Raw genomic sequence first — 14,892 nt, 5'->3', positions numbered from 1 at the left:
GCTTACCTTTGTGGCTGCATACAATCTTAACAAAATAAAAACAAGACAATTATGGCTATCAAATACGAAATACATTACCTGCCCAATGCAGGAGGTGAAGGGGAGACCCGCAGATTCGCTCATGTCTTCGAAGAACCAGCGATGACAGACAAGCAGATGATAGAACGAATAGCCCAACATAGCTGTTTGGGAAAGGGAGAAGTGGCTACTGTCTTCATGCAACTGCGTGACATTATCGAAGAAGACCTGCAGGATGGAAAGCGTATCAACATCCCGGAAATCGGATACCTCTCACTCTCGGTAAATCTGGATATGGATGAACTGAAACCTGACAGCAAGGTGAGAGCCGACTACGTTAGCGTAAGGGGCATCAAGTTCCGCCCCAATGAAGACCTGCTGAAACAGGTGAAGTATCATACTCATTTCGAGAAATCGCAATATACTTCCCGCTCCTACCCTTTTTCTGAAGATACCTTGAAGGAGAAAATAAGAGAGTATATGAAAAGCCATCGCTCCATCAACCGCAGAACCCTGGAAATGGAATTTCATATCCGCAAACAGACTGCACTCAACTGGTTGAAGCAACTGGAAAAATCCGGTTTCCTGATTAAAGAAGGTTCACGCAATGCTCCGGTTTATTTCCTGGCAGAAGAATAGAAACCTGCATCAGGATTATCGGCTATAGCCATAGGAAATAGCCAGGAATCAAGCTTTTCGTAATCTACAACCAAAAGTAAAATAATATGCCAAATAAAGAAGAAAAAAGAATAACAGAGCAGAGCTCGCTCTACGAACATCTGGAAAAGATGAGCGTGGAAGAACTCACCGCTCATATCAATGCAGAAAACAAGAAGGTGGCTCTGGCAATAGAACAAGCATTGCCTGCCATCAACCAACTGATTTCCGCCATCGAAGGGCAGCTGAAGAAGGGCGGAAGACTCTTCTATGCCGGTTGCGGAACGGGCGGAAGACTGGCTACGCTCGATACCATCGAGGTGCAGAACACCTATGGCATCGACGGTTCGCAGATACAAGCCATCTTCCCCGGAGGCATCGGCTGCCTTACACAAACCAGGGAATCAAGAGAAGACGACCTGGAGAATGGTTGGCACCAGCTCTGCGACAAGCATATCTCAGAGCAGGATTTCGTGCTGGGTTTCTCGGCAAGCGGCACTACTCCCTTCGTGCTCGCCATCCTGAAACATTGCAAGGAGGCAGGCATTCCTACGGGTTGCATCGTCAACAATCCCCACGCTCCCATCGCCCAAGCAGCCGATTATCCCATAGAAGTAATCACGGGACCGGAATTCGTAACGGGAAGTACCCGCATGAAAGCCGGATCATCGCAAAAGATGATTCTGGACATGATCAGCACTTCCCTTCAGATAAGACAAGGACGGGTGGAAGGCAACAAGATGGTGAACGCCAAGCTTATCAATCATAAACTCATCGACCGCGCCTGCCGTATCTTCATGGAACGCAATCCGCAATATACGGACTACGAAGAAGTGAAACAGCTGATTCTGAAAGCAGGAAGCGTAAAGAAGGCGGAAGACTTGCTTAAGAGTAAAAGCGATTTAGATATTTAGATAAATTTAGACCAAACTTCACCTTATATAAATAGAACTATCAAGATTTCACCTTATATAATAGGACTATATGGCAAAGAAAGCAATTGTAATGGGTGCCACATCGGGCATCGGAATGGAAGTGGCAAAACTGCTTGCTGCAAAAGGATGGCAGGTAGGAATTGCCGGAAGAAGAATTGAAAGATTGCAGGCTCTGATTTCGCAGGGCGGCATTACCAGCTACCAGCAAATAGACGTGACTTCTCCCAATGCTCCTGCCCAACTTCTCGAACTCATCGATAAGTTGGGAGGCATGGACCTCTACTTCCATAGTTCCGGCATTGGCTGGCAGAACAACTCGCTGGATATAGAAAAGGAAATGAAGACCCTGGAAACCAACGGCTTGGGATTCACAAGAATGGTAGATACGGCATTCAACTGGTTTGCTACTCATCATCAGAGCAATTCAAAAGCCCGCATTGCCTGCATCACTTCCATCGCCGGAATCAAAGGTCTCGGTGCTGCCCCTGCCTACTCTGCCACCAAGCGATTCCAGAACCATTATCTGGAATGCCTGTCGCAGCAGGCACGGATGCGTCATCTCCCCATCGCCATTACAGATATCCGACCAGGCTTCGTAAAGACCGACCTTATCGCAGGCAGCAGCTATCCGCTGCAACTCAAACCGGAAGATGTGGCGAAACATATAGTAAGTGCCATCGAAAACGGAAAGGAAGTTAAGGTAATAGACTGGAGATATGATATCCTCGTCTTCCTCTGGCGACTCATTCCTAGATGGTTATGGACGAGATTGAAGATTACAACATAACAACTTTATTCCTTTCTGATGACAATCGTCTTGAACCAGTCTTTCAATACTCCCGCATATTGATCCTGCGAATCAGACAGCAGGATGACAACCTGGGAACCATCTTCCAACTTGGGTCCCAGACACATACCTTCGTAATTGGCAAAGGAACGCTTGGAAAGTGACAAGCCGGTTTTCCATTCCGCGAGCAATCTCTTCTTCAAGAAAGGAGTATCTGATGAAAACTTCTCTTTCAAAGCAAACTCCTCAGAATTCAAAGGATTGATCAGATAGAGTTTACACTTGCAGAAAGCACCAATCTTGATCTTCGGGATAAAGGCCTCACGCTCCAAAACCAGAAGCTGTCCATCGGGCAAGGCACAAAGCTCACTCACACCCATCACATAGATATCTGCTTTCTTATGGGTAGAAGGTTGATCCATCTGATAGGCATAGGTCGTCATATAACGAGAATTTTTCTTGCTGCTCACTTGCTCGCTATACTCTTCCTTGTTACGAGTTTCCTTCATCTTTCCCCAATCATACCTCATCAAACGAAGCCGATTGGCCAATCCGTTTTGAGGAGTAGCAGGCTGTCCGTCTTTGCGGAGCGTGCTCTCAGGAATCGTCCAGAGATACTGACGGACGGAATCAAAAGCCAGAGACTCAAAATTATAATTTGGATAAAAATCAGAAGAAGGCCATCTGCTCTCCCAAAGGTTCTGCTGATAGCTAATCTTGGGAGCATTAGCCGAAGTAGGCAGAACAGGATACTCCTTTAAACGGCAATATCCTTCGCTTGTTATCACCAAGGTAGAATCAGAAGCCTTTACGATGGCTTCGTGGTCAAAGCCTTTCTCCTGCCCCTGCCAAAACTTTCCGTCGTTCAGCGTTCCATCTGTTCTCTCGGTAAACCCAAGGTTCTCTACCTGTTCCAATTCGCCGGTCTTGGGATTCACCTGAATCCGGAAGTTGAAGTACAGGGCACTATCCGACTTGTCGCTTACCACCGCATAGATATCATCATGCAGATGAGCAATGCCACTGTAGTTGCCCGCAGCCACGGTTTTCGGAAAAGCCTTCTGGGGATTCTCTCTCACTACTTTCCAATCCTGTGCTCCAGCCAACAGACTGAATGCCAGAAAGATGGAAAGGATATTACAGCGCAGCATAAGTCAATACAAATTCCATGGTTAACTCGAAATCTACATGCGCCATCTTTCTGCTCTTGAGATTCTCCACATCACACGACCAGTCTGCCATCGTATCAAACGGCTTCACCCGCATATCCTCAAACATTAGATTTTCTTCAGAGAATAACTTGAAGACCGTTTCCTTGGCACACCAATGCACCAGCTTGGCATCCAGATCTTCCGCCTTCTCATCCTTTCGCAGGAATTTGGATGCGATGCGCTCTACCCTATCGCTGAAGTATTCGATATCTACCGCCACTTCCTGATTTTTGGAAAGGATAAGCGCAGCATAACCCTTGGTATGCGAAACGCTGATATGATAACCACAGAACAATGGCTTTCCAGCCTCGTTGTGGGTAATGTCACCCGCATGAGAAAGCAAGCCCTTGGAAGCCCCGGTCGTCTTGAGCATCTCATACATTAATGCACGAATGGCAAGAAACTCCAGTTTCCTGCCATCGTTCTTATATTTCTCTTCCACCTGAGAGCGGTAAGCCTGCAGATGAGGATACTGCCCGAACAACTGTTCTACTGTTTCATCCATCTGCCATAAACCAAGACTCACTCCCGGATAAACTTCTCGTATATTGACAACTGCCATATTTTTTATATTCTGATATTGATGAATACTGATGATTACTTAGAAGAATCCTCCACGTTATCTTTCAAAGGATGTACCGTCACCTTAATCTTGCTGATGCGACGCTCCTCTATCTGCATAACCTCGAAAGTATAGTTCTTATAATCTATCTTCTCGTGCATACTTGGGAAATCGCCTTTGATTTCCAAGAGCAGACCAGCCAGAGAATCTGCATCACCCTCAACCTCCTCGAACTCTTCGTCATCTACATTCAGGATTTTGCAGAAATCAGAAAGAAGCGTTTTACCTTCAAAGATAAAGGTGTTGTAATTTAATTTCGAGTAGAACTTCTCCTCCTCATCGTATTCATCATTGATTTCACCTACAATTTCCTCCAGAATATCTTCGAGAGTAACAATACCCGATGTTCCTCCGAACTCATCTACCACAATGGCGATATGAACCTTGTTGTCCTGGAACTCGCGAAGCAGATCATCTATCTTCTTGGTTTCAGGAACAAAGTAAGGAGGACGAATCAGGCTCTGCCAACGGAAGTTGGAAGACTTCGTAAGATGAGGCAATAAGTCCTTGATATACAGTACGCCACGAATATTATCTGTATTATCCTGATAAACAGGAATACGACTGTAATTATTCTCTTCAATGCACTTTAATACTTCTGGATAAGAACTACGGATATCCAGGTCAACAATATTCTGTCGGCTGGTCATCACCTCCTTGGCTGTTTCATCGCCAAAGCGGATGATACCCTTCAGCATGCTCTGCTCGTCCTTGATATCATTCTTATCTGTCAGTTCAAGAGCCTGTTCCAAGTCATCAACACTCAGCACATGATTTTCCTTCTGTATAATCTTTTCTGCTAGAATTCCACTTTTCAGCAAGATAGTTTCTAAAGGCCAAAACAACTTTCTGACAAACAGAATTCCCCCTACGCACCGGCGACAGAACTTCAGAGAATCCTGGCGGGCATACACTTTCGGCATAATCTCACCAAAAAGCAAAAGCAAGAAAGTAAGAATAACCGTAATAATCAGGAACTGAAGCCAATAAGCTTTAGGACCAAACTCTACGATTCCTGCGAATACATAATTAAGGAGCATGATGATTGTGACATTCACAAAATTATTGGTTATCAAAATGGTAGCCAACGTACGTTCGGAATCATCACGCAACATCTGTATTTTCTTATCGGCATCAGTCTTTTCATCCTCAAGTTCCGCAACATCAGTTGGTGATAAACTGAAAAAAGCAATTTCGGAACCACTGGCAAAAGCAGACATGCCTAACAATATAGCTGCAAGTACAGCAGCTACAATAACCCCGGCGGAAGGCTGCATCAGCATCACATCACCGAAGGCATCAGTTATGGTGGATATATCCAATTTCTGAGCTAAAAATTAATAATTATTGTTCTTTAGTAGCAGGGCGAGTACTCAACATCTCCATATTATCTACATAGATTTCTGTAATATATTGTCTTCTACCCTGCTTGTCATCATAGGAGCGGTAGCGGATTCTTCCTTCCACATAAAGGCGGTCACCCTTATGCACATACTTCTCTACTACCTTTGCAAGCCCACGATAAAAAACAAGATTGTGCCAATCTGTATGGTCTGGCACTTGGGTACCATTAGGCAAAGTATATCCTTTCTCTGTAGTTGCGAGAGAGACCTGAGCTACAGCCTGATCTGCTTCGAAATAATGAATGTCAGGATCTTTTCCTACATTACCAATTAGCATAACCTTGTTCATGACACGAATCTTTTAAATTTCTGAATATTTTATTTCCACATTCCCAGATAGCGGAAATGGAAATTCTTACCTTTTGCAGATGGGAACTGGCTGCGTGAATCTACACAATCGCGCAGATAATCTACGATGCGATTGTAACAATCCAAACCTGATTCAGCTTTAACATCCGCAACGAAATGAGTATCACGGTACTCAAACTTTCCTGTAGCCGGTACCATCACAACACGCTTGAAATCAAGTGATCCTTCATACCAGCCTGGAGCCTCTTGAGCCAAACTGGCAACAACAGGATTCTCCATTCTCTCTGCAGGAGTAGGAGTACGCAATGCTTTCTTATCCTTAAAATCCTGCATAGTTTGCGCCGTAGTCTTTATCACAATAAAATAAACACGTGGGCGTACCTTATATCTTTTTGGATACGTCAAATCGCTAGCGGCATATTCACGAACATCTGCCTCTAGCTCTGCATCCATCTCAATCTCAGGAATACTCTTTAAAAAACCAATAGCATCATCAACACTAGTAACTAATGTCTCCTGATCAAAATATCTTAAATATAAATTCATAAATGGGTATGTTTCTCGAGTTCAAAAAAAAGAGCGGAAAACGGGACTCGGACCCGCGACCCCAACCTTGGCAAGGTTGTGCTCTACCAACTGAGCTATTTCCGCTTGTAAAACAACAATAAAAGTGAAGAGGAGGAGACTCGAACTCCCACGACACAATTGTCACTACCCCCTCAAAGTAGCGCGTCTACCAATTCCGCCACCTCTCCAACACTAAGCTAATTTAAATATTGTGCCCAAGACAGGACTCGAACCTGCACGTTGTGAAACACACGCACCTGAAACGTGCGCGTCTACCAATTCCGCCACTTGGGCCCTAAACTTAAACCTATCTTGGTTTAATACAAAAATGATCGAGCGGAAAACGGGACTCGGACCCGCGACCCCAACCTTGGCAAGGTTGTGCTCTACCAACTGAGCTATTTCCGCTTGTAAGATAACAATACCAGTGAAGAGGAGGAGACTCGAACTCCCACGACACAATTGTCACTACCCCCTCAAAGTAGCGCGTCTACCAATTCCGCCACCTCTCCAAGTATATTGCCATCATTATCTAACCAAGATAAAGCTTGATGTTGTTTTCAAAAAAAATGAGCGGAAAACGGGACTCGGACCCGCGACCCCAACCTTGGCAAGGTTGTGCTCTACCAACTGAGCTATTTCCGCAGTTTTTCCTATTACTTAGGAGCGTTCCTCTGAATGCGAGTGCAAAGGTACTACTTTTTTCTGAATTACCAAACTTTTCTTCGATTTTTTTGAAAAAAAATGTGCATTTTGCCCTTTTTAGTGAGCAAAACACACATTTTAAGCCTTATTTTGCCGATTTTTAAACTCATCCGGCAGAAAAATCGGGAAAATAGAAATTATACTAATCCATCCTACCGCGATAATCTTCGTAGCTGAAATCTCTTAGAGTTTCCAATTTTCCATCTAAATGTACGATTCCTATTGATGGATGAGTGATTCCATTAAAGGTATTTGTCTTTACCGTAGTGTAATGCAGCATATCTTCGAAAATAACATTCTCGCCTATTTGCAATTCATGGTCAAATTTCCAGAAGCCCATAAAATCTCCACTCAGACAACTGTTGCCACCTATTCTATATATATGTGCGCCCTCAGGAGCCTTCGTCGGATCATCAACCTCCAGGGTTTCTGCATTTCTGACAGCTGGCATATACGGCATCTCCAGACAGTCGGGCATATGACAGGTAAAACTGGCATTTATGATAGCTGTCCTGATACCTTTATCTTCAACCACATCTACTACTTGAGTTACAAGCGGCCCGGTCTGCCACCCAAAGGCACTACCAGGTTCCATGATAATTTTAAGATGAGGATAACGCTGATGAAATCCCTTTATTATATTAATAAGGTGTTCCACATCATAATCCTTCCTGGTCATCAGATGACCTCCACCGAAATTGATCCATTTCAGCTGCGGAAACCAAGGAGAGAATTTCTCTTCGATATGAGCTAACGTACGTTCAAAGACATCCGCCCCACTCTCGCAGTGACAATGACAATGGAATCCTTCTATATCTGAAGGCAAAGTTTGAGGCAATTTATCTGCCGATACACCGAATCGGGTTCCAGGTGCACACGGATTATACAGCAATGTTCCGACTTCAGAATATTCCGGATTTACTCTCAATCCCAGTCTGATGTCAGAATTTGCCCTACGAACCCGTTCATGATATCGCTCATATTGCGTAAGCGAGTTGAAAGTAAGATGACTTGAGCATTGAGCTATCTCATCAATCTCATAATCGGTATAAGCCGGCGAAAAAGTATGCGCCTTACTGCCAAATTCATGATACGCCAGTTTTGCCTCGCTAAGAGAGCTGGCAGTGGTCGAAGAAATATACTCTCTGAAAATCGGAAATGTCTTCCAAAGAGCATAAGCCTTAAAAGCTAGAATAATTTCCATATCGGCACGCTCAGCCACACTCCTGATGAGCGACAGATTCTGTCGCAAACGTTCTTCCTCTAAAACGTAAATTGGTCGATGAATCTCATTAAAATTCGCTAAATTTACTTGCATAACTTGATAAATATTAATTTTATGGTGCAAAGATAGCTTTTTATCCCGAATATAATTGCTAGTTTGCGTTTTTTTTAATACTTTTGCATCATAAAAATCATTTTGACGATGAAATTAGCAATAATGACCAAGTCCACATTCTTTGTGGAAGAAGATAAAATACTATCCTCGCTGTTCGACGAGGGCATGGACAACCTGCATCTTTTCAAGCCAGGTTCGTCACCAATGTATGCTGAGCGACTGCTCACGTTACTGCCTGAAGACTATCTTCGCAAGATTACTGTTCATGATCATTATTACCTCAAACAGGAGTATGATTTAGCAGGAATCCATATAGACGATCCGCTAGCACCGGTACCGGATGGATACAAAGGCAAGTTCAGTCGCACCTGCACAGATCTCTCGATGCTGAAAGAGATGAAGAAGAAATCAAACTATGTGTTTCTGAAAAACATCTTCGACTGTATTGAGTTTAAAGATGAAAAGTCTTCCTTCAATCTGCAGCAGCTTGAGAATGCAGCCAAGGCAGGACTCATAGACAAGAAGGTATACGCCTTGGGAGGCATGAGTCTGGAAAATCTCAAGATTGCCAAGGAACTCGGATTTGGAGGAGTAGTAATCTGTGGAGATCTCTGGAACCGTTTCGACATTCACAACGAGCGCGATTTCAAAGAGTTGATTCTTCACTTCGAGAAATTGAGAAAGGCTATCAGCTAATACTGAGGTTCCCGAAAAAAGATTCATCCCCCTACATGAAAATAGATAAAAATAACTATTAATACACATAAACACTAATAGAAATGAGTGACAAAAACTCTTTTTTGGTATTCTCTGGTACTAACTCGAGATACCTTGCAGAAAAAATCTGCGCTAGTTTAGGTTGCCCACTGGGTAATTTGGTTGTAACCAAGTTCTCTGATGGTGAATTTGGCGTATCTTTCGAGGAGTCTATTCGCGGACGCGATGTTTTCCTCGTACAGAGCACATTCCCTAATTCAGACAACTTGATGGAGTTGCTCCTGATGATTGACGCAGCAAAGCGTGCTTCTGCCCGCAATATTATTGCTGTTGTTCCTTACTTCGGATGGGCCCGTCAGGATCGCAAGGACAAACCACGTGTCAGCATCGGCGCTAAACTGGTAGCCGACTTGCTCAGCGTTGCCGGTATCGACCGTCTCATCACCATGGACCTCCATGCCGACCAGATTCAGGGCTTCTTTGATGTTCCTGTAGATCACCTCTATGCATCTGGCGTTATTTTGCCATACCTGCAGAGCTTACGCCTCAAGGATATGGTCATTGCTTCTCCAGACGTTGGTGGTTCTAAGCGTGCCAACACTTATGCTAAGTACTTCGGCTGCCCTCTCGTGCTCTGCAACAAGACCCGTGCTCGCGCCAATGTAGTAGCAAGCATGCAGATTATCGGTGATGTAAAAGACAAGAATGTTGTCATCATTGATGATATGGTCGATACAGCCGGTACTATCACGAAGGCTGCCGACATCATGAAGCAGGCTGGTGCAAAGACTGTTCGTGCATGTGCATCTCACTGCGTGATGAGTGGTCCTGCATCTGAGCGTGTTCAGGATTCAGCTCTTGAGGAGATAGTATTCACTGATTCCATCCCTTACACCAAGCGTTGCGCAAAGGTTAAGCAGATTTCTATTGCAGATATGTTTGCAGAAACCATTCGCCGTGTTGAGGATAACGAGAGTATCTCTTCCCAGTATCTGGTATAAGGAAATATCATCATACAAGTTTACAAGGAGTCTTTCTTTTTAAAAAGGAAGACTCTTTTTTATGATTCCACTCTTCCCCTGTTTCTAATCTACATTCACTTTTCACAATTCACTTTTCACAACTACAATAACACTGTTCATTGTTCGATTTCAAACCAAAAAAATCCTGTATCCCCAAAAGAGATACAGGATTCATATATTTATAATGTGACAATGTCGCTATTATATTAGTTCAACCACTTCACGTAGCAGAAGTCCTGACGGTGTGGCAACTTATCATTCTTAGGATACATACGTACACCTGTCTTGAATGAACCAGCATTGATTGGCTCAATCTCAGCCTCGAATGTAAAGTTGTTACCCTCGTGACCAACCATCTTGAATGGATAAACAGCATAAATCTGCTTGCCATCCTCTGGCTGCTCCTTCAATACAACAAGCTCCAAACCTACAGCATCGTTCAAGCCCTGCTCATCGATAACATACTGAACCTTGATCTTCTGACCAGTCTCAGCAGCCATCAGCATGCAGTCATCCTTAGATACAACGTGGATACCATCCCAACGCTCTGCAACGCTCTCCTTCCAGAGTGCAATCTCCTTAGCAAGTGCATTGTCGTTAGCGCTCAACTTCTTGAAGCGGGCAGCCTCCTTATTGTAGAACTTATCATAGTAGTCATCCAACTGGCGCTTCATTGTATAGTGAGGAGCGATAGTAGCAATAGAGTTCTTTACTACCTGGATCCACTCCTTGCTGAAGCCTTCCTTATTCTTGTTGTAATACATAGGGATGATGTCGTTCTCCAAGAGGTTGTAGATAGTAGCAGCATCAAGCTGATCCTGGTAACCCTGGTTCTGGTATGTACGCTTCTCAGGAAGAGCCCAACCAGCACCCTCGCGGTAACCTTCTACCCACCAACCATCAAGTACAGAGAGGTTGACAACACCATTCATCTCAGCCTTCTCGCCAGATGTACCAGAAGCCTCCAATGGACGTGTAGGAGTATTCATCCAGATATCAACACCTGAAACCAGACGGCGAGCCAAAGTCATATCGTAGTCCTCCAAGAAGATAATCTTACCGAGGAACTCTGGACGCTGGCTAATCTCGAAAATTCGCTTGATCAAGCCCTGACCAGCACCATCAGCTGGGTGAGCCTTACCAGAGAAGAAGAACAATACTGGGTGCTCAGGATCGTTAACGATCTTAGACAAGCGATCCAAGTCGGTGAAGAGCAGGTGAGCACGCTTGTATGTAGCGAAACGACGGCAGAAACCAATCATCAAAGCGTTAGGGTTGATACGCTCGAGCAAAGATACTACACGAGCAGGATCACCCTGGTTCTTCAACCATGTCTGGGTGAACTTCTCACGGATATAAGCTACGAGCTTCTTCTTCAATGCCATACGGGTATTCCAGATTTCTGCATCTGAAACATTGTAGATGGCATGCCAGATTTCCTCGTTGCTCTGGTCGTTCATGAAGTTCTTGTCGAAATATGTATCGTAGAGCTTACGCCACTCTGTTGCTGTCCAAGTTGGGAAGTGAACACCATTGGTTACATAACCTACGTGGTTTTCCTCTGGGAAGTAACCCTTCCAGATATTAGCGAACATCTGCTGGCTTACCCAACCGTGAAGCTTACTTACACCATTAACCTCCTGGCAAGTGTTGCAAGCGAATGTAGAGAGGCAGAAACGCTCGTTGTGATCATCTGCATTTTCACGACCCATACCGATGAACTCATCCCAAGAGATGCCAAGGCGCTGTGGATAGCCACCCATGTACTTGCCAAAGAGAGCCTCGTCGAAGTAGTCATGACCAGCTGGCACTGGAGTATGAACAGTATAGAGAGAAGAAGCACGAACCAGCTCGAGAGCCTGGTTGAAGTTCAAGCCATCCTCTTCGATGTAATCGCAGAGACGCTGCAGGTTGCAGAGTGCAGCATGACCCTCATTGCAGTGATAAATCTCCTTCTTGATGCCAAGTTTCTTCAAAGTCAAGATACCGCCGATACCCAGCAAGATTTCCTGCTTCAAGCGATTCTCCCAGTCACCACCATAGAGTGAGTGAGTGATAGGACGGTCGAACTCTGAGTTCATATCATTATCTGTATCCAGGAGATACAACTTGATACGACCTACGTTCATCTGCCATACGTATGCATGTACCTGATAGTTTGTGTAAGGTACATCAACTACCAATGGGTTACCATTCTCATCATATACTCGCTCGATAGGGAGAGAGTTGAAGTTCTGAGCATCATAGTTAGCAATCTGCTGACCATCCATACTCAAAGACTGCTTGAAATAACCATATCTGTAGAGGAAACCAACAGCACACATATCCACGTTGCTGTCAGAAGCCTCCTTCAAGTAGTCACCAGCAAGCATACCAAGACCACCTGAGTAAATCTTAACTACCTGGTTAATACCATACTCCATGCAGAAGTAAGCAACTGAAGGGCGCTTAGCGTTAGGCTTCACATCCATGTACGCACGGAACATCTTATAGACGTTCTTCACCTTAGCCATTGTCTCCTTATCCTTAACAATAGCCTCCTTGCGGTCGTAGCTCAAACGTTCCAAGAGCAATACAGGGTTAGCATTACACTTCTCGTACAAGTCTGGATCAAGACTCTTGAACAAGTCACGACCTTCATAATTCCATGCCCACCACATATTGTGAGCGATTTCATCCAAGCACTTCAACTCCTTAGGAAGGCTTGATTTAATGGTTGTCTCCTTCCATTGAGGAGCATTAGCATAGTCTGCCTTAATTTTCATTGTGTTTTATTTTTAAGATGTATATTTTCTATCTTGCAAACATAGTGATTCTTGCAGAATCCAAATATTTGTTTTATGGCTTACGCCATCAAGAGAGAGAGATTATTATTTCTTCATACGAACTTCAGCCTTGCGCAGGGCAAGGTCATAAGCATCATAGTAATACTCGATAAAGTGTTTCCACAATGCTTTTTCTGAAAGAATCTCAGCATTTTTACGACACTTGTTCACCTGTGTCTTGGTGAATCCCGAGTACTTAGCTACGGTATCCTTAATAGCATCAGCTACCTCTGAATAATTATAGTCGGTACGCTTGATAACCTTCACACCATCCTCTATCTCACTGTAACTTCCTTTCTCTGAGTTAGCCCAAAGACCGAAACCAGCCAAATCGGTGGTGATACAAGGCACCTTGAACGCAATAGCCTCCAATGGAGTATATCCCCATGGCTCATAATAAGAAGGATAGATACAGAGGTCATTACCCAACACTACATCATAGTAGCTCTTGTTGATAATGCCATCATCGCCTGTCAAGTAGCAAGGTAAGAATATCAGTTTCACCTTGTCTTCCTTATTATTATGCATGTTGAAGTACTTCAGCATACCCAATACATTATCATGACTCATATTATGCAACCAATGGGTAATCTCCGGAACCTCCAATGGCGTGTCAAACTTCTTACCGCTATTCAGACGATCCAACAGATCCTGACGTGGATCTCCTACCCAACCAGGTACATCAATGAATGCCAATACATTCTTCTTCAAATTGTTGTCACGAAGCAAGCGGTTCATAGCCTCAATATAGACATCGATACCCTTGTTGCGGAACTCATAGCGTCCGCTGGTAGAAACGATGAGCGTATCATCAGCCAAATCTGTACCCATCAAAGCATTGGCTACATCGAGCAAACGCTTTCTTGCCTCCTTACGTTTCTTTGTAAAGGTACTTGCTTTAGGTACAAAACTATTGTCAAATCCGTTAGGCAAAACGAAATCTACCGGTTTATCGAGCAATTCCTTGCACTCGTTGGCAGTAATATCACTCACTGTTGTGAAACAATCAACATACTTAGCAGTCTGCTTTTCTATAGAATGCTTGCTTTGCATATTGAGTTCCTGCGCCATCTGATCACCATTATAGGCAAAAAGATAATCGTAAAGAGGCTTATTATTACCGGCAATACTACGACCGATACTTGTAGCATGCGTGGTGAACACTGTAGCCACCTCAGGAAGATGCTTGTTCACATAGAGCACACCAAGTCCTGTCATCCATTCATTTCCATGATAGATAACTTTCTTGCCTTTTCCAACGACATGTTTGTAGAAACTCTCTACTACCAGAGCGGCAGCATAAGAGAACATCGATGCTTCGTCATAGTCACCATAAGCATGAAGACTATCAACCTGATAGTCCTGCCATAGTTGTCCATAGATCTGGTCTTTAACAGCATAGTAAGGATTGAAATCTACTAAAACAGCTACTGGCTCTCCCGGTATATTCCATCTACCTACTTTAACCTTTAAGCCCTCTTTCAGAGCTTCTGTTTTCCACTCCGCATAAAGCGTATCATCTTGAGAGAAATAAGGATTCACCTTGTCTCCCCAGCAATCAGGACCAATGAAGATTAGTTGATCCTTTAACCTTTCCGTAAGAGTCTTAGCTCGTGTTGAAAGAACGGTGTAGATACCACCAACTTTATTACACACTTCCCAACTAGACTCAAATATGTAATCTGGAAATAATCTTTTCTTTTCCATATATAATTATCAATAAACACCGCAAAGATAGATAAATATTTGCAAAAAAACGAATTAATCTTATTAAA

The 14,892-nt window shown here is 43.8% G+C and carries 13 protein-coding genes and 6 tRNA genes; 5 read left to right on the top strand and 14 right to left on the bottom strand.

Annotation, left to right across the window (positions count from 1 at the left end; translation table 11 throughout):
• Positions 1–51 precede the first annotated feature (51 nt).
• The 3 genes from RCO84_RS04625 (at position 52) to RCO84_RS04615 (ending at position 2,397) form a co-directional block, all read left to right on the top strand.
• Positions 52–657 carry an HU family DNA-binding protein gene (locus RCO84_RS04625; protein WP_317584097.1) on the top strand — a complete coding sequence of 202 codons (606 nt, stop codon included), beginning with the start codon at positions 52–54 and terminating at the stop codon, positions 655–657.
• Positions 658–743: 86 nt separating this feature from the next.
• Positions 744–1,589, top strand: coding sequence for an N-acetylmuramic acid 6-phosphate etherase (locus RCO84_RS04620; protein ID WP_317584095.1), 846 nt, complete (start codon positions 744–746; stop codon positions 1,587–1,589).
• Positions 1,590–1,659: 70 nt separating this feature from the next.
• Positions 1,660–2,397: an SDR family NAD(P)-dependent oxidoreductase gene (locus RCO84_RS04615; protein ID WP_317584093.1), complete on the top strand. Its 738-nt coding sequence runs from the start codon at positions 1,660–1,662 to the stop codon at positions 2,395–2,397.
• Positions 2,398–2,402: 5 nt separating this feature from the next.
• On the opposite strand, the gene RCO84_RS04610 is transcribed toward RCO84_RS04615, so the two are convergent.
• The 12 genes from RCO84_RS04610 to nspC all read right to left on the bottom strand — a co-directional run bounded on the left by RCO84_RS04610 (position 2,403) and on the right by nspC (position 8,532).
• Positions 2,403–3,548, bottom strand: a complete 1,146-nt coding sequence (locus tag RCO84_RS04610; protein ID WP_317584092.1) for an esterase-like activity of phytase family protein — start codon at positions 3,546–3,548, stop codon at positions 2,403–2,405.
• A complete protein-coding gene (locus RCO84_RS04605; RefSeq protein ID WP_317584090.1) occupies positions 3,535–4,170 on the bottom strand; it encodes a 4'-phosphopantetheinyl transferase superfamily protein in 636 nt (211 codons plus the stop codon). The genes RCO84_RS04610 and RCO84_RS04605 overlap by 14 nt, the downstream gene beginning before the upstream one ends.
• A gap of 35 nt (positions 4,171–4,205) precedes the next feature.
• Positions 4,206–5,552: a gliding motility-associated protein GldE gene (gene gldE, locus RCO84_RS04600; RefSeq protein WP_445081692.1), complete on the bottom strand. Its 1,347-nt coding sequence runs from the start codon at positions 5,550–5,552 to the stop codon at positions 4,206–4,208.
• A gap of 22 nt (positions 5,553–5,574) precedes the next feature.
• Entirely contained in the window at positions 5,575–5,922 is a 348-nt protein-coding gene (locus RCO84_RS04595) for a single-stranded DNA-binding protein (protein WP_022120694.1), read from the bottom strand.
• Between the two features lie 29 nt (positions 5,923–5,951).
• Positions 5,952–6,488 (bottom strand): hypothetical protein, encoded by a 537-nt coding sequence (locus RCO84_RS04590; RefSeq protein ID WP_006849491.1) that lies wholly within the window; start codon positions 6,486–6,488, stop codon positions 5,952–5,954.
• Positions 6,489–6,520: 32 nt separating this feature from the next.
• Positions 6,521–6,593, bottom strand: a tRNA-Gly gene (locus RCO84_RS04585).
• A gap of 20 nt (positions 6,594–6,613) precedes the next feature.
• A tRNA-Leu gene (locus tag RCO84_RS04580) sits at positions 6,614–6,697 on the bottom strand.
• A 24-nt stretch (positions 6,698–6,721) separates the two neighbouring features.
• Positions 6,722–6,803 (bottom strand) — tRNA-Leu (locus RCO84_RS04575).
• Between the two features lie 41 nt (positions 6,804–6,844).
• Positions 6,845–6,917 (bottom strand) — tRNA-Gly (locus RCO84_RS04570).
• Between the two features lie 20 nt (positions 6,918–6,937).
• A tRNA-Leu gene (locus RCO84_RS04565) sits at positions 6,938–7,021 on the bottom strand.
• A gap of 60 nt (positions 7,022–7,081) precedes the next feature.
• A tRNA-Gly gene (locus RCO84_RS04560) sits at positions 7,082–7,154 on the bottom strand.
• Between the two features lie 202 nt (positions 7,155–7,356).
• Positions 7,357–8,532, bottom strand: coding sequence for a carboxynorspermidine decarboxylase (nspC, locus tag RCO84_RS04555; protein ID WP_317584087.1), 1,176 nt, complete (start codon positions 8,530–8,532; stop codon positions 7,357–7,359).
• A gap of 108 nt (positions 8,533–8,640) precedes the next feature.
• Here nspC and RCO84_RS04550 point away from each other — a divergent pair, with 108 nt between their 5' ends.
• Both RCO84_RS04550 and RCO84_RS04545 read left to right on the top strand, forming a co-directional pair.
• Entirely contained in the window at positions 8,641–9,249 is a 609-nt protein-coding gene (locus RCO84_RS04550) for a thiamine phosphate synthase (protein WP_022120692.1), read from the top strand.
• Positions 9,250–9,332: 83 nt separating this feature from the next.
• Positions 9,333–10,271 (top strand): ribose-phosphate pyrophosphokinase, encoded by a 939-nt coding sequence (locus RCO84_RS04545; RefSeq protein WP_006849494.1) that lies wholly within the window; start codon positions 9,333–9,335, stop codon positions 10,269–10,271.
• Positions 10,272–10,498: 227 nt separating this feature from the next.
• On the opposite strand, the gene glgP is transcribed toward RCO84_RS04545, so the two are convergent.
• Together glgP and RCO84_RS04535 are read right to left on the bottom strand one after the other, a co-directional pair.
• Entirely contained in the window at positions 10,499–13,057 is a 2,559-nt protein-coding gene (gene glgP / locus RCO84_RS04540; RefSeq protein ID WP_317584085.1) for an alpha-glucan family phosphorylase, read from the bottom strand.
• Positions 13,058–13,162: 105 nt separating this feature from the next.
• Complete coding sequence (locus RCO84_RS04535; RefSeq protein ID WP_317584084.1) at positions 13,163–14,824, bottom strand: glycogen/starch synthase; 1,662 nt, start codon at positions 14,822–14,824, stop codon at positions 13,163–13,165.
• Positions 14,825–14,892: the final 68 nt, after the last annotated feature.

The organism is Segatella copri, from assembly GCF_949820605.1.
In the GTDB taxonomy this organism is placed as follows: domain Bacteria; phylum Bacteroidota; class Bacteroidia; order Bacteroidales; family Bacteroidaceae; genus Prevotella.
This window is presented reverse-complemented; position numbering and strand designations above follow the sequence as displayed.